The 18268-nt window shown below is 42.2% G+C and carries 18 protein-coding genes and 1 riboswitch; of the genes, 4 read left to right on the top strand and 14 right to left on the bottom strand.

Going from position 1 to position 18268, the window contains the following annotated elements; translation table 11 throughout:
• Positions 1-22: 22 nt before the first annotated feature.
• From FFR60_RS17585 to FFR60_RS17570, 4 genes are all read right to left on the bottom strand, one after another.
• Positions 23-1351, bottom strand: a complete 1329-nt coding sequence (locus FFR60_RS17585) for a citrate transporter (RefSeq protein ID WP_137665151.1) — start codon at positions 1349-1351, stop codon at positions 23-25.
• A 231-nt stretch (positions 1352-1582) separates the two neighbouring features.
• Positions 1583-2872: an MFS transporter gene (locus FFR60_RS17580; protein WP_137665150.1), complete on the bottom strand. Its 1290-nt coding sequence runs from the start codon at positions 2870-2872 to the stop codon at positions 1583-1585.
• Positions 2873-2990: 118 nt separating this feature from the next.
• Positions 2991-3839 carry a shikimate dehydrogenase gene (locus FFR60_RS17575; protein WP_137665149.1) on the bottom strand — a complete coding sequence of 283 codons (849 nt, stop codon included), beginning with the start codon at positions 3837-3839 and terminating at the stop codon, positions 2991-2993.
• Positions 3840-3857: 18 nt separating this feature from the next.
• Entirely contained in the window at positions 3858-4712 is an 855-nt protein-coding gene (locus tag FFR60_RS17570) for a sugar phosphate isomerase/epimerase family protein (RefSeq protein ID WP_088931909.1), read from the bottom strand.
• A 336-nt stretch (positions 4713-5048) separates the two neighbouring features.
• Here FFR60_RS17570 and FFR60_RS17565 point away from each other — a divergent pair, with 336 nt between their 5' ends.
• Together FFR60_RS17565 and FFR60_RS17560 are read left to right on the top strand one after the other, a co-directional pair.
• Entirely contained in the window at positions 5049-5951 is a 903-nt protein-coding gene (locus FFR60_RS17565) for a LysR family transcriptional regulator (RefSeq protein ID WP_088931908.1), read from the top strand.
• A 41-nt stretch (positions 5952-5992) separates the two neighbouring features.
• Positions 5993-6448, top strand: a complete 456-nt coding sequence (locus FFR60_RS17560; protein ID WP_137665148.1) for a hypothetical protein — start codon at positions 5993-5995, stop codon at positions 6446-6448.
• Between the two features lie 44 nt (positions 6449-6492).
• On the opposite strand, the gene FFR60_RS17555 is transcribed toward FFR60_RS17560, so the two are convergent.
• Together FFR60_RS17555 and FFR60_RS17550 are read right to left on the bottom strand one after the other, a co-directional pair.
• A complete protein-coding gene (locus tag FFR60_RS17555; protein WP_137665147.1) occupies positions 6493-7191 on the bottom strand; it encodes a hypothetical protein in 699 nt (232 codons plus the stop codon).
• Positions 7192-7242: 51 nt separating this feature from the next.
• Complete coding sequence (locus FFR60_RS17550; protein ID WP_137665146.1) at positions 7243-7851, bottom strand: hypothetical protein; 609 nt, start codon at positions 7849-7851, stop codon at positions 7243-7245.
• A gap of 179 nt (positions 7852-8030) precedes the next feature.
• Positions 8031-8128, top strand: a riboswitch (THF riboswitch).
• Between the two features lie 35 nt (positions 8129-8163).
• Here FFR60_RS17550 and FFR60_RS17545 point away from each other — a divergent pair.
• Positions 8164-8694, top strand: a complete 531-nt coding sequence (locus tag FFR60_RS17545) for a folate family ECF transporter S component (RefSeq protein WP_137665145.1) — start codon at positions 8164-8166, stop codon at positions 8692-8694.
• A 315-nt stretch (positions 8695-9009) separates the two neighbouring features.
• Positions 9010-9909 carry a WaaS/CpsH family glycosyltransferase gene (locus FFR60_RS17540; protein WP_137665144.1) on the top strand — a complete coding sequence of 300 codons (900 nt, stop codon included), beginning with the start codon at positions 9010-9012 and terminating at the stop codon, positions 9907-9909.
• Between the two features lie 80 nt (positions 9910-9989).
• Here FFR60_RS17540 and ltrA read toward each other — a convergent pair whose 3' ends face one another.
• The 8 genes from ltrA to FFR60_RS17500 form a co-directional block, all read right to left on the bottom strand.
• The gene (gene ltrA / locus FFR60_RS17535) at positions 9990-11378 is read right to left on the bottom strand and encodes a group II intron reverse transcriptase/maturase (RefSeq protein WP_137665143.1); all 1389 of its coding nucleotides are present in this window, start codon (positions 11376-11378) and stop codon (positions 9990-9992) included.
• Positions 11379-11978: 600 nt separating this feature from the next.
• Positions 11979-12773, bottom strand: coding sequence for a helix-turn-helix domain-containing protein (locus tag FFR60_RS17530; protein ID WP_137665142.1), 795 nt, complete (start codon positions 12771-12773; stop codon positions 11979-11981).
• A gap of 180 nt (positions 12774-12953) precedes the next feature.
• A complete protein-coding gene (locus tag FFR60_RS17525) occupies positions 12954-14063 on the bottom strand; it encodes a coiled-coil domain-containing protein (protein ID WP_137665141.1) in 1110 nt (369 codons plus the stop codon).
• Between the two features lie 22 nt (positions 14064-14085).
• Positions 14086-14826, bottom strand: a complete 741-nt coding sequence (locus tag FFR60_RS17520) for a hypothetical protein (RefSeq protein ID WP_249355033.1) — start codon at positions 14824-14826, stop codon at positions 14086-14088.
• Positions 14827-14868: 42 nt separating this feature from the next.
• Positions 14869-16473 (bottom strand): coiled-coil domain-containing protein, encoded by a 1605-nt coding sequence (locus FFR60_RS17515; RefSeq protein ID WP_137665139.1) that lies wholly within the window; start codon positions 16471-16473, stop codon positions 14869-14871.
• Positions 16473-17246, bottom strand: a complete 774-nt coding sequence (locus FFR60_RS17510; RefSeq protein ID WP_137665138.1) for a hypothetical protein — start codon at positions 17244-17246, stop codon at positions 16473-16475. Before FFR60_RS17510 ends, FFR60_RS17515 begins: the two co-directional genes overlap by 1 nt.
• Before the next feature lie 31 nt (positions 17247-17277).
• Positions 17278-17856 (bottom strand): signal peptidase I, encoded by a 579-nt coding sequence (lepB, locus tag FFR60_RS17505; protein WP_137665137.1) that lies wholly within the window; start codon positions 17854-17856, stop codon positions 17278-17280.
• Positions 17857-18022: 166 nt separating this feature from the next.
• The coding region (locus FFR60_RS17500) for a CHAP domain-containing protein (protein WP_137665136.1) at positions 18023-18268 on the bottom strand (246 nt) is incomplete at its 5' end.

Genomic DNA, 18268 nt, shown 5'->3' with positions numbered 1-18268 from the left:
TGAGACCTGCCTTTCTTAAGTTCTATAGCGGATTGTTGAGGAAAAAGTTCGCGATTTCCAGAATCAATGCCACTGTTGTTCCCGGAATCAGCGCCACCTTCATATAATCGACTGCATTGATCCGATTGAAGCCCAATCCCCAAGCATTCCAAGAGATCGTAATGTCAAAATGAGCCATGCCGATCAGAACGGAAGCAAACAAAGGATATAAGAAGGTTGTCGGAAAATTCGTCGTCTGACTGACCACTGCCAGCAGTGCCGCACCTGAACCAATCAACGAAAGCGGTCCTTTGAACCACGTTAATGGTGCCAAGATCCCAAAAGCGATACATAAAATCAACGGAGAAGATGGAATCCAGCCGCCGATAATTTCTTGAAAATAAGGAGCCGCGTAAACTGCCGCGTCATTGAACATCGCCAAAGTAATCCAAAAGGCGATCAGCGCCGACATGTCTTTTACTCCTTCGGTAAAGATGCGGGAGATCGTTCGGCAGACTTCACGGAAGTTACCCGTTAAGCCGCCGCAAACACCTAGCCCATATAAGCTTGCTAAAATAAAACACAGTATCACAGGCAGCTTAAACACGATTACTCCTACCACCGGTAAAAATGGTGTGATTAATGAGATTCCTGGTGCATCCACCACTTCACTCTGTTTGACCGCTGCCCAAGAATACGTGAGATTTTCCATTTTTAAATAAATCATTGATGCGAGTGAAACTACTGTGATCATTACTGCGAACGCCAAAATCCCAAACGGGAAGTAATCGTTATACGTATACTCCTGTCCGCCATTTGAATTTAAAAAGAAGGCTGAGTATTGTCCGAAGTTGATCGGATTTAAGAAAATTCCCGCCGCAACTGATCCAGTAAAGGAGAAAAAACCAACGACTTTCGGAATACCGATCGAAAATAGAATCGGTAAAACAATGACTGCAATAGCGATTACCGATCCGCCGCCGGTCATTGAGGTAAAGATAAAGCCGCTGATCAAATTCACGATCGCTAAAATCACCGCGGGATTATCTCCCCCCAGCTCGACACTTTTTCGAATGATCGTAGCCGCAATCCCAGTGTCTAACAGGATTCGCCCAAAGAAGGCTCCCAAGAAAATATTCATGACCGATGCACCATATTTTTCCGGTGCTGTTTGATACACTTGACGCAGCATATCATGGATCGTCAATCCATCAAATGCCGCATTCGGCGACAGCAAATTGCCAATGATCGGCAAAAATGTCCAAATCGTCGCCATGATGAAAAAGCCGATCATCAAGTTATGACCTTTGATACAATAGATGACCATCCCCGCAAAGGAACAGATCAGTAATAGTCCAATTACAATATCCATGAGGACCTCCTAAATTACCTAGCGTCCAACAGTGGACACAAATTAATACGGATGATAAGCAAAAAGGATTTCCGTTCAACTTTTTGCAGCTCATCTAAAAATTAGGTAGAAATATTATAAAATCGACTAGTGATTACTTAAACCGTTTAGCTAAAAGCTATCCAGTGTTCGTACACTAAGCGAATAAGGAGGTGACTAGTGATAGTCCTACCTCCTTTTTTGTTTTCGCAATTAATCTCGCATTTTTTCAAAAGCGCTATAGCCGAATACTTTTTTATGTTGACCTAATAGATACACCATCATAACTGTTGCCGTAAGGGCAGCGACTAAAAGCAAGCCCATCATAATGTAAATCGCTTGTTTTTCACCGACTGATTTGGTCATCGCCGAAACGATGAACGGTAAGAAGGTACTGGCAAAGCCCATGAATGTATAGTAGATCCCTGTATTTCTTCCTTTAGGTCCTGGACAGAATAACTGACGCAAGCCCAATCCTGTTTGCAAAGCACCGCCTGACGCGAAAAAGCCTAGAGCCGCGATACTTGCATAAATGACTGCTGGATGACGAATGACCAATACACTCGCTAATGCCAATGCAGTAAAGACTGAATCAATCACTAAAACCTTCAATGGGTTCCAACGTAATTTACCCATCAGAATTGCCCAGAAAACTACCGCGATGATTCCGCCAAAGGTATAGATCGACGTTAATCCAGCTGCTTGCAGCTCAGTAAGACCGGCATTGCTTAATCCGAAAGCTTTGGTATATTGTTGAGCGCCATACATAATAAACATACATAAGAAGGCATAGAACATGGTGATGAAGTTAACTAACACATTTGGTTTCACTAACATTTTTGCTTTAGCTGCTTCGATTTCCTGTTTGATGGCATCTGAATGATTCCCATCTGAAGCCTCTTGATCATTACTGCCCTTCATCATATCGTCGTAGGCGAATGGAGAAAATGCCGCTAAAACTAAACAACCAACAGACAAAACTAACGGAATAATGACATTCAATTGAGGAGAACCCATTTCAGTGAAATTAACCACCATCAACGGATAAACGATCCCTGCTAATGAAACGAACAATTTAATTCCCAATAAAGCTGAACCAGCATATTTTGGTGCTGCTTCTTGAACCGCTGGATATAGTGACGCATCCCAGAAACCAGATGTTGCCACACCGGCCATAAAGGCACAGACCGAAGCGATCATCATGCTCGGGCTAAGTAATAATCCGGCAAAACAAATGATGTAGAGGATCGATCCGCCGATCGCCATTTTCTTCCGGCCGATCTTATCCGAAACTTCCCCGCCGATCCAAACAGAAACGAATTTACCAAAACCGGTTGCCGTAATCGCTAGAGAAACTGCTGCTGCTCCGGCTGTTGCATCTGTATAGCCCCATTTTTCATAAAAGTAAGGCATATTTTGACTAAGAATAAGTGCTTGCATCCCATGTGTAAAATAGCACAAGTATGTCGTTACCAACGACATGATATATTTTTTCGATCTCATCTCTAGGCTCCCTTAAAAATATTTTTAACACTAAAACAGTTTACTAACGTCCTTTGCTGAACGGCTGCCCCTCATTTGTATTCCGTACACTCCGCAGAGTGCACGGAAAAAGAAGGATTTATGGTCTGACCGGTAATTCCTGATCAGTAAAAATCTTGAACGCCGCTTTACCTTGCCCTAGCAGCATTCCTTCACCAGTCACTGTTTTACAGCCTGTTGCTGTTGCATCATTGATCAATTGTGTTTTCGGCGGATTGTAGATCGCGTCGGCTACAACTAATTTTTCATGAAGCATGCTTGTATCACTGATCGGTGTCTTAGTAGAACCTACACCCATACCAACAGTTGTTCCATTTACTAAAACATCCGCTTCAGCAATTTTTTGTTTCAATAATTCAGCGTCACCTAAATCATGGATCGCAACAGCTAAATCAGGATAGAATTTTTTGATGCGTGCGACAGTTTCTTCGCCTTTAGCAAAGAAATCATCTTTGATATTGAAGATATCGATAGCTACCGCTTCTTCGATCGCTAATTGAACTTGGATCGCAGTTGCCGCACCGCCCGTTCCTAACACGACAAATTTCTTTCCTTTAGGTTCCACATCATGAGCCTTCAAGTTATCGACAAAACCGATACCGTCTGTAATGTGACCCGTTAATTTTCCATCTTTGTTTTGGAAGGTATTGATCGCACCGACCATTTGGGCCGCTGGTGATAATTCGTCCATGTATTTCGCCGCTTCACCTTTACAAGGCATTGTTACGTTGCCTCCAGGCATGTTGAATGTGCGAACAGATTGGAATGCATTTGCTACTTCTTCGATTTGTACGTCGAACGCTAGATATACGGCATCGATGCCTAATTGTTCAAAGCCATAATTGTACATCGCAGGTGACCCTGAATGTCCGACTGGACTGCCGATCAACCCGTATAATTGTGTTTTACCTGATACGCCTTCTAACATTTTTTTATCCACCTTTTTTTAGTCTTCTAATAGTTCCGGCCAAGCTTGTTTGATTACATCGATACTTGTGTCATAGTTCATTTGCGCTGCTTTTTCATAACCTAGGCTTAAAATTGGATCAGAGATAACTTCTGTTCCGACTACGCGAGGTTTGATTCCATGTTCTTTGATTGCTTTCAAGAAACCAACTGTATCTCCCCAGCCAGTTCCTGGGCAAAGACGATCATGCATTGATTCGTCACGTAAAATTGTGTCTGGGTAGCGGCGCTCCAACACGTCACAGATTTGAACAGAGACAACTTTTTCTGCTGGTACACCTTTCAAATCTTCTGCTAACGTTTCAGCGCGCGCCCAATGCCATGTGTCTAAGATCAACATACCGTTGTCGCAGCCTGCTTTATCAACGATATTCCATGCACTCGCTAAATCTGGTACACCGCTGTAAGGCATGAATTCTAAACCAATCACTAATTCTTTTGCTCGTGCACATAATTCTTTGAACGCTTGGATATGAACTTCCGCTGGATATTTTTCCATCAAGCCGCAGTTGATATGACCTACGCCGAACAAACGAGCCATGTGATAAACTGTTTGTTCTTTGAATTGTTGTAACAGTGTTTCTGGTGTTTCTTGGGTTTTATTTGGATCAGCCCACAAGGTGATGTATTCAACTTCCGTTACCTTCATGTCGTTTTCTGCTAAGATTTCTAACATGCGTTCATCAGAATAGCCTTGTTTAATTGCCAGCATATACGTTTCAGCACGTAAGCCAATGCCGTCAAAGCCTGCTGCCTTCGCAATTTTTACACGTTCTTCAAAATCAATTTCCATTCCTAATGTATAAGAGCTGATTGTTAATGGTACCTTTTTCATTTGTTCTCCTCCTAATTTGTACTGATCCAATCTTTTTTGTCGTCATTAATCTGCGTTTTCACTTAATCCAAAATCATCTGACATCTTAAAATCGTATTTAAATTTCTGAAAGTTATTTCTTTCACATGAAGAGCTGCAGTCTCTTAATGTATGAAAGGATTTTTTGATGCGAAAACCGTAGCTTTAATAATGTATCGGCTTTCACAATCAAATCTTGCCTTCATTTTAACGTGGGACTTTTCAAAATTCTAATTGGTTTTTCTCGAATAACCTATAGGTAAAACATATAGGTTTTGCTATAATCATTTAAAAGGTCATATAAATAGGAGCGTGCGCATGAACTTACAACATTTGAAATACTTTGATGTATTAGCCAAAGAGCAGCACTATACCCGATCTAGTAAAATATTGAATGTCACACAGCCGAGCTTGAGCAATGCCATCGCCTCACTTGAGGATGAACTGGGCATCACCTTATTCGAAAAAAAAGGCCGGAATGTCGTATTGACCAAACCGGGCATGATTTTTCAAGACTATGTTTCACGAACATTGGGGACATTAGATGATGGGATCGAGACGGTCACCAAGATCAGCAAAGGCAGCGGCTTTATCAGTTTCGCCTTTTTACCAGTTTTAGGAACGACCTTTGTGCCAAAATTAGTGCGGGAGTTTCGCGACGCCAACTTAGATAAAGAGATTATTTTTGATTTTCACACCTCCTCTGGAGTAACCAAAGAGATCGTGGACGGAATCAAAAATATGCACTACGATATCGGCATCGCCTCTTACTTGCCGGATGAACCTAGTGTCGAGTTCTTACCGATCGCCAGCCAAGAGTTAGTCGTGATCGCACCGCTGGATCACCCTTTGGCACAGTTTGATGATATTTATTTAGAGCAGACTCAGCCCTATGAGCAGATCGGCTTCAGCAAAAGCAGCGGCCTGCGCAATGTCATTGATGAGGTCTTCCAGAAAAATAATTGCAGCTACAATATTGTTTATGAAGTCACTGTGGATCAGGTCATCGCCGGACTAGTCAGTCAAGGCTTTGGTATCGCGGTAGTACCTAATATGTATATCCTGAAGCATTTGCCGCTAAAAACAATTCATTTGAAAAATGTGCTTATGGATCGTTCCTTCTATTTAGTTACGAATAAAGAAGCCTATCTCACACCAGCGGTCATCAACTTCAAAGAGTTTGTTTTAGCGCATTCCGATCCAAAAGAAATCGTTTATTAAACATAGCTAGCAAAAACTATAACTTAAAAGGGGTGAAGACGGTGACGATAAAACAATTTGTCGTCCTGATTATTCCACCGCTGCTTACCTTTGTTTTTTTCTTGATAAGGCAGCCGCGTACCAAAAAGCAGAAAATTTATCAAACTGCCAAAGAAAAAGGTTGGTATGTTCCAGCCAAAGCTGTGAAATGGCACCACTCTACCAAAAATACGGATGATCTGAGTGATTATTCCAAGATTTTTGTGACATACGAGTATGCGATCAACGGCCGTAAAAAGACAAAGAAATTCGTGTATCGTGATGATGGCGGAGGGGATTTCCCGATACAGCTAAATGTTTACTATTTAAAGAATGATCCAAATAAAGCAGTGTTTGAGAATGATGTTGAAGATTCAAATTTTACCCAAACATATACAGGGTACAAAAAAGGCTGCGGTTGGGGCATAGTTGTCTTCATCGTTTGGGGTATCTTAGTGTTTAACGTGTTGAATATTTAAAAAGAAGAAGCAGGACGCTAAAATCGTCCTGCTTCTTCTTTTTATCAGTTACGAGCTTTATTTTTTTTTCGAATAATTGAATGTTTGACTTCTGACATACAATCCTCTCCCAGAATTTCTTCGAAACGACGAACGCCATCTTTCTCAAAAATCGTCAGCTTTGTCAAAATTTCTAATAAGATATACATTTCATGGCCTGACTTGCTGATGTCCGCGTGCTTGAAGGTTACCATATGCTTCTTGCCATTCTCGTCCGCAAAAAGGGCTTTAAATAAAAAATCAAAGTTCTCTTTATCAGCAAATGCTTCGGCTCTTTTTTTTTCTGAATAATTCCTTGTTGCATGGGTTAATATCTCATCGAACTTATCATAGGTCGGTGCTGCGGCCGCCCGTATATACTTGGTCTCTGGTCGAATTACTCGCGTCCATTCAGAAAATTCTGATCGCGTTTTAAACAGCCGTGCTCGGACGATCTCCCATTCACTATAGTCAAAAAAGTCGTAGAAATATAAGCAAAAGTCGCGCTTCTTATCGTTCGGTTCACCTTCTAAAAATATCTTGCGAATCAGGTCCTTGCAGATGAAGGAATAATCATCCATCACCATCGCATTTCTCATTAGAAGCGCCATCCCATATTCGATCACGACGTCTTCGTTCTTTGTTTCATTATAATATTGAAGAATTCTCTTTTCTAAAGAATCCCGATTCATTTGAAGCAGCTGTCTCTCCTGCAAAACTTGCATATTCCTTTTCCCCTCTTTCTAAAAATCGTACTTTGGTGCTTACTTCATCCCCTAAAAAGTATCTGCTATTATCGTTTTACAATCAGCAGGCACTACCTGAGTAAACCTTCGCACACCATCTTTTTCAAAAATGGTCAGCTTCGTTAAGATCTTTAATAGTGTAAAAAGCTTTTTGTTTGGCATATCTACATCCACATTTCTAAATCTTTGCTTATGCTTCTTTCCCAGTTCATCCTTAAAAACTGTTTCGAAATAATCCTCGGAACTCTCTGTCGTTTCCGCTGTAGGCGCAGATTCTGCTCGTACATATTTTGTTTCCGGACGAATCGCCCGGGTGTGCTCAGAAAATGCTGCTCGATTCTTGAACAACCGATCTCTTACCCGTTCCCATTCTTCGTACTCAAAGAAATCGTAAAAATACAAACAATAATCCCGCAGCTTATCACTAGGTTCATTTGTTAAAAAGATCTCCTTGATCAAATCCTTACAAACAAATGAATAATCATCTATCGTAATCCCATTAAATACTAGAACGGCTAGACTATACTCCAATACTGTATCTGTATCATGGGTCTCTAAATAATAGAGATTGATCCTCTTCTCAAGATTTTCTCGTTTCATTCGAAACAACTGTCTTTCATCCAACGGTTTAACAGCCATAAATTGACCTCTCTTCTTTATAATTTATATAGTTCTATAATACCTCTAAAATGCCCCAAAAATTACCCAACTTTATTCGTAAAAATAAAGTTTTTACTATTTTCGCGGGAATGGAATGAAAAGATTGTTTCCTCTTTCATTCTGTGCTAGTATTTTTTCGGGGACTTCCCCAAAAATAAATCAGAGTAGGAAATAAAGCGTCAAGTGCTGGAGGGATGGGATGTTGTCCTCTGGACGAAAGACTTTGGTCTGCGGTTTTATTTTCGCATTCGCTGCATGAAGATGTAGCAGCTCTATAAGGAGATGCTAGAAATGAAGAAACACCTCGATGCTAGAAGCATCACAACGATGGCGCTATTAATCGCCATGATGGTCACTTTGTCTCGGCTTTTGGGAATCGAGACACAATTTCTCAAGGTCAGCTTTACCTTTATCCCAGAGATTATTATGGGAATGCTGTTCGGTCCATTCTGGACAGGAATCGGCTCGGTGATCGCTGATTTTATAGGAATGTCGCTTTTCGCAAAGGCACCTTTTTTCATCGGTTTTACCATCAATGCCTTTCTAGAAGGAGCCATTTACGGTTACTTCTTCTATAAGAAAGAAATTACCTGGAAAAACGCGATTCAATCGGTGCTAGCAACAACGATCTTGATCAATTTAATCTTGACTCCGCTATGGCTGGCGATGATGTATCATGTGCCATTGAATAGCTGGGTGATCTGGGCACCACGTTTGATCAAAACCGTGATTTGGATTCCGATCCAAGCAGCCATCACCTACTTCCTAGGCGGCGTATTACCATATAAACAATGGATCGCTCGTTTCAATCGGGCACATTAATTTTTGAGAATTCATTACATTTGTTTGAAAGTTGTTATTTCTTTCACACTGTATATCCTCTTAGAGACCGTCTTATCCCATAGGCGGTCTCTTTTCTTATCAGCCGCGCTTTTCACAGTTAATTATAGTAAGAGCGGCTTTCTATGATGGATAAAGTATTCGCGTTTAATCAATGTAGCGCGATGATATGCGTAGGAGAACAAAAAATTCCCTTTTTCATGAGCTAGCTGTGTTATTTTTCTCAAGCATAAAAATCGCTATTAGCGATGGAAAGCGCTAAACTGGGAAAAATTTAATACGAAAGCTGGGAGAAAAATGAAAAACTCAGATGTCTTGATCGTCCCTAAGGACCGTTCACTTTACTTTTTCCCTGCCATCTCAGAGATGAGTGTTTGTTCAGGAAAAGAGTTACTTGCAGCAAGCAACGAGTATTTACGCCACTATTTGAAAAACTTTCAATTGATCATATTCTTAGATTTTGGCTTTGAACCAGAAATGGCCGCCCGAATTCGACCATTCACAAAAGCCAAAATCGTTCTATTTTTCTGGAACCACTTCAAATTAGAGCACTACCGCAAATTAAATGTCGCCCAAAAAGAAGCGGCTATCGATGAAATTTATCACTTCGATCCGTTAGAGGCTCGGGATTTAGGACTAAAGCACAACAGTTCCTTTTACACGCGATCTGTTGGCGAACCTCTGCATGAGACAGATTACGATATTTTCTTTGGCGCCAATGACAATGGCCGTAAGCAGCAAGCGTTGGATTTAAAAGATCGCTTTGAATCACTGGGGCTATCAACGTTTTATCATATCCTGCCAAAGCGCGGGAACGAACAGGAAGGCTATCTGCCTTATGGGGACTATCTCCAACTAGTCAAACGCAGTAAAGGTATCTTAGAAATATTACGCGCTGGTCAATATGGTGTGACCCTTCGAACCTTTGAGTCGCTGTTCTTACAAAAGAAACTGGTCACAGCAAATGAAATGCTGCCCTTTTATCGCCTTTATGATCCAAGAAATGTTTTTATGCTCAAACCCGACTTGAGCCAATTAACAGCCTTCTTGAATATTCCCTATCAGCCAGCCGATCAAGAAATGCTTGATTTCTTTGAAGCAAAAAATTGGGTCAAGCGTTTCATAGATTACGATCCAAAGCTTTTCGCGGAATACGAGTATTATCCAGAGCTGATGGAACATGAAAGTGCATTGTAGATTAAATAGAGTAGAGGAGAAAGTAGATTAACTTTCCGCCCCTCTCACACCACCGTACGTACGGACCCGTATACGGCGGTTCAATAAGTTGAGTGTAGGAACTGGTACTGCAAGGATATGTCCACATATCCTTGTCGTGCCAGTTCTTTGTCTGTTAACGATCGATGTAAAATATAGCTCTTGGCGATTGCCCAATAGCCTTTTCTTGTATTCGACCATTCATACGCTTTTCTGTGATCGATCCCCAATCGTATCAGATTTTTCCTTCTGGTTTTTGGTTTCTTCCATTGCTTCCAGATGTACTGTCTGATTCTTCGTTTCAACCAGCCGTTTAGTTCCCTCATGAACACTTTCATTTCACCGATTCCATAATAATTCAACCACCCTGTCATTAATCGGTTGATCTCTCTTAAGAGCACTTGGATGCTTCTTGCTCGGTTTCTTTTAGTGATTTCCTTGAGTTTCTTTTTCACGTTTTGTTTTGCTTTCACGTGGGGACGGACTTTGACACCGTTTCTTGTCGGTAGAATACAAAATCCAAGAAACTTCCGTTTCATGGGGCTTCCTACTGCACTTTTCTCACGATTCACGATCAGCTTTAATTGTTCTTCAAGGAATTCAATGGATTTAGTCATTACTCGTTGTCCAGCTCGTTTGCTTCTGACATAGATGTTACAGTCGTCGGCGTACCGGACGAATTTATGACCTAGATTTTCTAACACTTGGTCAAATTCGTTTAGGTAAATGTTACTCAACAACGGCGAAAGATTGCCCCCTTGGGGCGTTCCTTCCTCGCTTGTGGTAACCAGTCCATTTTCCATTACACCGCTCATGAGATATCGGCGGATAAGTCGCAACACCTGTTGATCCTTCACTTTTCGTTCAATGAAAAACATTAGTTTGTCGTGGCTGACGGTGTCGAAATAGGCTTTCATATCAATATCTACTACATATTTATAGCCTTGTTCGTAATAGGATTTCGCTTTTTGTACTGCTAAGTGAGCACTGCGATTCGGGCGAAATCCATAACTATTATCCGAAAAGATCGGTTCAAATAGTGGTTGTAGAACCTGATTGATGGCCTGTTGAAACATACGATCAATTACTGTGGGAATTCCGATTTTCCTAATACCGCCATTTGGCTTTGGTATTTCCACTCGCAATACTGGTTGTGGTTTGTAATTTCCTTGACGCAGCTCATCCAGTAATTCCTCACGGTGTTCCTTCAAGTAAGGTAAGAGCTGGTCTATGGTCATACCATCGACACCCGCTGCTCCCTTATTTCTGACTACTTGAAGATAGGCTTGATTAAGATTATTTCGTTTGAGTATTTTCTCAAACAGATTTCCTACACCATCCTGTGTCCTTTGTTCACCGCAAGAAGTGCTGCGCACTTCATCATACCCTTCGTGTTCCACACGTGCTCTTTGATGATAGCCAAGTTTTCTTGTTTTCTGCGGTCGTCGCATCTTCTCACACCTCCTAAATTCGTCAAGATTCTCATTGTTCAGTCCTTCGTAACGGTCAGTCTCGTTACTACTATGACCTCGGCTGACTTCTTATGATTCACCCTTATGTCTCCACAAGGGTTGTATCGGTTTGTTTTCATTCAACGCCCACGATACCCTCATAAGACCTCCCCCGGTAAGAGTGAAAACTTTTCTCCCATGTAACTGCTGGATTTACTGTATAGGTTTTGGGCAGTATTGGACTTTGTCTTGTTAGGCAGACTTATCCGACCTAATCCAGCCTTGTATCCAGTTTCTGTTCGTCAGTTCAGGAGTTTGCGTCCGGCTTCCTTCAGCCACAACCTCACGATTGCCACCTTGCCATTCGCTAACAGTTCCTACTGCCAAGCCTGTAATGGACTTTCACCACCTAGTTTTCACCCATGCAGGGCGCACCTAAAGAAGCACAACTTTCGCAAATGAAAGTTGTGCTTCTTTTGGTCTAGGATCATTTGGTAAGGGCAGAGATATTTTGAAAATCATTTGGTAAATAGCATTCTTATTTTTAGACAAAACTATTTTGTTATTGTCAGACTCTTTTTGGTCAAATTATGTCTATCCTTATCCATTTGAAACAACCTTCTTTAAGTTCTCATTCATTTGAATCCGATCCAGCAATTCTTGATTGATCCGATAGCCTTTACCCCATAATGTTTGGATTGCTTTGTGAGACAGGTTGGTCTGCTCGAATTTATTCTTAATCCGTGTAATGGTACTAGATAACGAAGCTAAATGGGATTTGTTCACTTCTTCGTTCCAGATTTGATGACAAATCGTTTCTCTAGTCACGACTTGATTGCCCGCTTGAAGCAGGATCGACAAAATTTTCGTTTCTGTCGTCGACAGATGATGCAGGACTTCTAAAAATTGATAATTATCCTCCGGAGAAATTGACTCCTTTTGCAGGACATTCGGGCGAATTAATGAGACTTTATCCGATAATTGCACATATTTCCGATTTTCTTGCAGTGATTCTTTTTCATCTTTGTAGTTCTTCAGAATATACAAACACTCCCGCAGCTCATCGACAGAATCCTCATTTGAAATGATGGCGTGGATAAGTGCTTCTTCTAAATACTGATGATCCATTTCCGTCACTTTGGCTTCCACTTTTCGAATAATACGAATGGAACGATTTTTCAACAGCGGAACGAGCTCCATGACTTCTGATTCACAGATTGTTTCGCTTAAAATGACGTACTGAAAGAAATTGAAAAACTCTAACATTTCCAGTTGTTGCCCACAATTTTCAAAAATCTTCGCAGAACAATAGACCTCATAGTTTAGTGCCTGCAGTTTTTGTTGAATCTCTTGCTCAGCTAAAATATTTCTAGTCAGGATCAAGACTTGGTTCATGTTAATCTCTCCTATTCATAGTGTTGAACTATTTTTGAGAAAATTAGTTCTATTTTACCTACTGTTTACCCTTTTTATCTAACAACCCCACTAATGATTCATCCTATTTCCTGAAACACTATGTACGGCACGAGAACAATGAAAGCCAACGCTTCTTTTGTTCTCGTTTATTTGTTTTGCTTAATACTCTTTACGCGTCTCTTTGCGGGACATCACAGAAACCTTCGGATATTCATAGCGGCCTTTGATTTCCTCTAGGTCCGGCACATCACTTTGAGCCAACTGATCCACACGGGTCTTCATTTCTTCATAGATACTCATGATTGTTTGACGGGATTCGTCGACTTCACACGAAATTTCTTTGGCCCGGTCATGGATCGTTTGTAATTCAGCTTCGGAATCCTTCACAATGCGTTGGGCATCCATCTTGGCTTTTTCCACCATCCGATTGGCCTGGCGGCGAGCCGAGATCAGGACTTCACCGATCTCATGTTGAGAGTGGATTGCTTCTTGTTTTAATTGGTCATTCTCGTTTCGAAGTTCGGTAATTTGATCTTCTAATTTCGCGATCTGTTCACTTTCAATCACGGCTTCTTGATGCTTTTGATCTTCGATCAATTGTTGCACCAACTCTTCTTTTTCCAGAATCTGTTGGTCCTTATCGGTAATCAAGTGATCCAATTGAGCCACCAATTCTTCTTTTTTGGTCAAGTCAGCGGTGATGCTGTCCATTTGATGTTCAACTTGCTGGATCGCTTCTTGGTAGCGACGTTCGCCATCTTGTTGGCTCACGGCGAACTCGTGAAGCTGTTTCTTGGCTTCTTCCAAATCAGCTTCCAACGAATGGTGCTGTTCCAGCGAGGCCTTCAAGGTAGTGACTTCTTCTTCGGCTTGTTCCAGTTGTTCTTTTAAGTAGCCGGTCTCTTTATTGTCCTGCAGCCGTTGGATCTCTTGGCGGTTTCTACGAACCTCTGTCTCTAGGTCTTGGATCTGACGACGGTTCTCCGCTTTTTCTTCGCCAGTTCGTAGAAGGGCTTGTTTGTATTTTTCATTTTCTTTTGTTAGGCGTTGTTTCTCTAAGGCTGTGTCCCGCTTTATCTGTTCGATCTGGTGATCCCTTTCGGAAATAGCCCGCTTCAGTTCTGCGGTCTCATCGGTTTCTTTCTTCACAGGCTGCTCAACCGTTCTTGGGCGTTCTTCGATCATGATCTCTTCTTCTGGAACCGAATTGATTTCATCAATGATATTCTTATTGAAAAACCAGCCATTCTTTTTTTGTTGTGCGTTCATACGGACTCCCACTCCTCTTTCTTTACTCTTCTTCTTGGATCAATGTAAACTCTTCGTCGGCCTTCTCGCGTGAAAAGGTACAACTATAGGTCTTTTTCTTCTCTTTATCGTTCATCAAATTCATTTGGAAGGTGATCTGGGTGAGTTTTGAGACATCCTTCGCTTCTTTCGCGAAGGCTTTGACGTTGTCTTTGATCTGTTGGCGATTCTCTTCACTGCCGGAATCCCCCGCTAACGCAATGTTCAGGGTCTGCGTTGGAATATCCAGTACGATCAAGGTCGTGGATAGGCCAAAGTACGGGCTCACCTTCGTCGACAGGTCGCTTTCGATCTCATATTGTTTTTCGCGGTTTTCTTCTGAAAACAAGTCATCCCATGGATACTCCTTCAATCCAATCCCCTTGGCAGGATAGGCTTTGATCGGCAGTTTGTTAATGATTTGTTTCTGCTCTTTTTTTAGCGTATACAGCTCGTCTTTTAATTGATTGGTTCGTTCCGTCACGACGTGCAGCTGGTCCTCCATTTGAAATAATCCATAGGTGGTCAAAAGCAGCCCGATCGCTAAAAAGATCGTTAGGAATAATAAGGCAGAAACGTGTTTCTCCTGTTCTGCTTGTTTGACATACTCCAACTTTCGTTGAAATGACAGCGGCGTATTTGGCGGTACGTTCAACCGCTGCAGCTGCACCTTAATGATCATTCGCCGAAACCAGACAATGAGTATCAAAATGACCAGCCCTACGCTCATCCAATTTATGATCAAAATGTTCGTTTCCCCTTTTCTCTCTCTAGTTTCGTTTCGCAGCTACTCAAAATAATTGGATAACTTCTGTCCCTGACTATTTTTCTTTATTTCCTTTAACAGTGTGCCGTTCGAGAGTGCTTCGACCTTAAATTCCAAATCATCATAGATCGACAGCACATTCTTCCGTGATTCTGACACTTCGATCAGAATCTTTCGCGCCCGGTTACTGATGTTTTCTAATTCCAATTCCGCAGAACTGATCAGGTGCTTTGCCTCGGTTTGGGCCTCTTCGATCGTGCGATTCGCTTGTTTTTTCGCGGAGATCAGCACTTCGCCGATTTCTTGTTGGGATTGCACCACTTCTTTTTTCAACTGTTCATTTTTCTCGATCAGTTCCTCGACTTGTTTCTTGGCTTGGATCAGTTCGAGGCTTTCCTCTGCATCTTTTTGTTCCTTTAGCTTACTTAATTCGACCTGCGCATCCGCTAAGCGGCTCGCCAGTCGTTCCTTTTCAGCTTCTAGCTGTTCCAGCGCACTCGTTTTTTCTTCGAGCTTCGCAATTTCTTCATGGGCATCGAACAAGGCGCTGTTGAGTGCTTCTTTTTCAGCGGCCAGCTCCTCCATATTGTCCGTTGTTTCTTCTTGGATTTGTTCTTCTGCCAGTGGTCCTTGTTCACCTACATCCATCTGTGATTCCTCCAATGCGTTTTTAAGCTTTTGAGCGACCTGCTCCTTTAACTGCTGGATCGTCTGTTTGTATTTCGCGTTTGCTTCTTTAAGCGATGCCAGTTCAGCGGCCAGCTCTTCTTCCTTTTCTTCAAGCAGTTCGTCCAGTACATCATTTTCAGCTTGAAGTTCCATCATTTTGGCCTCATTTTTTTGATTGAGTATATGTAACTGCTGGTAATCTTGTTCCAATTCACGGTACTGCGTTTTTAGCTGATCATTGACTTCTTTATATTCTGTGATTTCTGTACTAATCTGGTTCAGCTTTTTTTCCTTGTCACTATTTTCTGTCTGCGACTCCTGATACTTTTGTTGGTATTCCTTCAGCTGCCGCGTCAACTCCTTCAAATCTAGGGAGGAAGCGTCCTTTTCTGCCTCTTCTTCCTTGATTCGATCAATGGTCGCCGTTAGCTCTGCTTGTTTTTCTTCTAGTTGGTCCTGAAGCTGTGCGACCTTTGATTCAATCGCGGTTTTCTCTTCTTCTAGTTCAGAAATTTTCGTCTGCCATTCTTCCTCACGATCGTTTAGCTCATCTGCTAATCGGGTACGCTCAAAGGCAAGCTTTTCTTCCAACGCTTCCTTTTCATCCGCTAATTGCCGAATACTGGTTGCCGCTTCTGCCTTTAGCAGCGCCAGTTCTTCTTGAACTTGGTCAAGCTCCTGCCCCTCAGCTTCTGCTTCCACTGCCGGATGTTCTGTTTCTTGGCTATCCGTGACAGGATCTTGTTCCTGTTGGGTGAAGGTTTCCTGTTCTTGAATCAGCGCTTCTAGTTCCGCTTCGGAGTCCTCGATCTCCTCTCCCATTTCCAAGGGACCAGGAATGCGTGTCGTTTCGTTATACAGCTCTTCTGCCTTCAACTCTTCTTCCGTAATATCATTGATAAATTCCTTCAACGCTTGGGTTGAAAGCCATTTTCGTTTCTTCTTATTCTCTGCCATTAGCCCTTCCCACCATCATTCTTTAGATTCTGCTCGGAAACATTCTTCTTATTAAACCCATCCGTATCGTTTTCCCGTGAATAATTTACGCTATAGATGACTTGTTTCTCTTTACCGACCGCGGTGATCATCCGAACGTGAATGCTCCGCACTTCGCCAATTGCCTCTGCTTCTTTCGCAAACGCATCAAGATTCTTTTTGACAGTTTCCTTACTTGCGTCGTCATCCGTTTGCCCTTTGAGTTGAAGGGAGAGCGTTTGGGGAACGGCTAAGGACACTGTCGTATCAGAGGAACCAAAATACTGCCTCGTCTCTTGCGTAATCGCCGCTTCCATCTGCTTCTGCAGCTTGGAATCCTTCATTTCACCAGCTAATTTATCCCAGTCGTAGGTATCAAGCCCGATGCCCTCTTCCGGATAATTCTTCAAAGGAATACTGGCAATCAGTTGTTTCTGTTCTGCTTCTAGCTGATCTAGTCGATCTTCTAGCTGAGTATTCTGTCCGTTTAATTTCTGATGGTCCTCTGCCAGCATCAGGAAAGCTCCCACAAAGAGCATCAGGGCGATCCCGATAGCCAGGCAGGTCAACAGTAAGTAGCGAATATGCTTGGCTTGTTCGATCTTTCTTAGATACTTGACTTTTCTGCGAAACAAGGGCGATTGATCTGGTTCTTTTTGAATGGCTGAAAATCGCAAATCGAACACGAGCCGTATCACTACAAAAATAATGGCTAAGACGACCAGCCCCGCGCCGACGATTCCTAATATCACCATCTTGATTTCTCCTCTAGCAGGAAGTTCTTTTTCATTCGCTCTCCCCCTGCTTTCTGATCAAAGAGGGGAGATGGAGTTGAACCCTTCCCTCGATTTCTTTCTTGTAGACAAACCCAAAGGTCCGACTGTCCTTCGACACATCAATGTGATCACCGGTCGTGAAGTACAATCCTTTAGGAATCTTCGCTAAATCCTTAAATTCTTCCGCGACAGCTGGGGAGAGTTGAAACGTATAGGTTGTTTCAAAATCCCCGTGCTCACCAATATTCAAAACCATTCGATCGTTGCGGATAAACATTGTATCTCCCGGCATGCCGATCACACGCTTGACGAATTTCCCCTCTTCGCCTTTGACCGAAAAGGCGATCACATCATAACGATGAATCGGAGCGCGTTTCTTCACCAAGACCATGTCTTTTTCCGTCAATGTTGGATTCATGGACGTGCCCGAGATTGGATGAAAGCTGTACTCTCTTCGCACGAGCTGTCCGGATATGAACAGCACCACCAATAATAGGAGCGTCAAGATCGTGAGCACGAGGCTTTTCGCAATCGAACGGTGCGGTGGACTTTCTTCTTTTTTAGTTTGACGTGAGCGAACACTTGCCATAAGTTACGGGGCTCCTTTTTCGTATTAATGAATGAATTTTCTTTAGAAAATTCAGTTGATTCTCAAGCCGTATATCATTCCACTAGCTTCCTAAATAATTATTTCCCTTAAACCTAAGAATTTGTTTTCTCATGATAAAACTGTGAAAAGTGGAACTGAAACCCTTTTACTTTGCTTTAATATAGGAAACTTGGTCTGAGGTGGCTAGGTCGTTAGCGATCACGCGATACGAAATCACCGTGCCGCCATAGACGTTCCCTTCTGAAATCAAAATTCCTTCTGGTCGAACAACTTCTACGAAAGCCACATGACCATAACGTGCATCTGATCCGGCAACTCCCGGTTTAAAGGAAATCAACCAGCCAGCTTTAGGCTTCTGACTGACTTCATAACCTAGTGCTTTGCCTTTGAT

The organism is Enterococcus hulanensis (genome assembly GCF_005405485.1).
In the GTDB taxonomy this organism is placed as follows: domain Bacteria; phylum Bacillota; class Bacilli; order Lactobacillales; family Enterococcaceae; genus Enterococcus_A; species Enterococcus_A hulanensis.
This window is presented reverse-complemented; position numbering and strand designations above follow the sequence as displayed.

Bases quoted from the DNA above. Each gene is read 5' to 3' on its own strand.
- FFR60_RS17585 (WP_137665151.1), bottom strand. From the start codon at position 1,351: ATGGATATTGTAATTGGACTATTACTGATCTGTTCCTTTGCGGGGATG.
- FFR60_RS17570 (WP_088931909.1), bottom strand. From the start codon at position 4,712: ATGAAAAAGGTACCATTAACAATCAGCTCTTATACATTAGGAATGGAA.
- FFR60_RS17525 (WP_137665141.1), bottom strand. From the start codon at position 14,063: ATGAACGCACAACAAAAAAAGAATGGCTGGTTTTTCAATAAGAATATC.
- FFR60_RS17510 (WP_137665138.1), bottom strand. From the start codon at position 17,246: ATGGTGATATTAGGAATCGTCGGCGCGGGGCTGGTCGTCTTAGCCATT.
- FFR60_RS17550 (WP_137665146.1), bottom strand. From the start codon at position 7,851: ATGGCTGTTAAACCGTTGGATGAAAGACAGTTGTTTCGAATGAAACGA.
- FFR60_RS17545 (WP_137665145.1), top strand. From the start codon at position 8,164: ATGAAGAAACACCTCGATGCTAGAAGCATCACAACGATGGCGCTATTA.
- FFR60_RS17575 (WP_137665149.1), bottom strand. From the start codon at position 3,839: ATGTTAGAAGGCGTATCAGGTAAAACACAATTATACGGGTTGATCGGC.
- FFR60_RS17580 (WP_137665150.1), bottom strand. From the start codon at position 2,872: ATGAGATCGAAAAAATATATCATGTCGTTGGTAACGACATACTTGTGC.
- FFR60_RS17530 (WP_137665142.1), bottom strand. From the start codon at position 12,773: ATGAACCAAGTCTTGATCCTGACTAGAAATATTTTAGCTGAGCAAGAG.
- ltrA (WP_137665143.1), bottom strand. From the start codon at position 11,378: ATGCGACGACCGCAGAAAACAAGAAAACTTGGCTATCATCAAAGAGCA.
- lepB (WP_137665137.1), bottom strand. From the start codon at position 17,856: ATGGCAAGTGTTCGCTCACGTCAAACTAAAAAAGAAGAAAGTCCACCG.
- FFR60_RS17555 (WP_137665147.1), bottom strand. From the start codon at position 7,191: ATGCAAGTTTTGCAGGAGAGACAGCTGCTTCAAATGAATCGGGATTCT.
- FFR60_RS17540 (WP_137665144.1), top strand. From the start codon at position 9,010: ATGAAAAACTCAGATGTCTTGATCGTCCCTAAGGACCGTTCACTTTAC.
- FFR60_RS17565 (WP_088931908.1), top strand. From the start codon at position 5,049: ATGAACTTACAACATTTGAAATACTTTGATGTATTAGCCAAAGAGCAG.
- FFR60_RS17515 (WP_137665139.1), bottom strand. From the start codon at position 16,473: ATGGCAGAGAATAAGAAGAAACGAAAATGGCTTTCAACCCAAGCGTTG.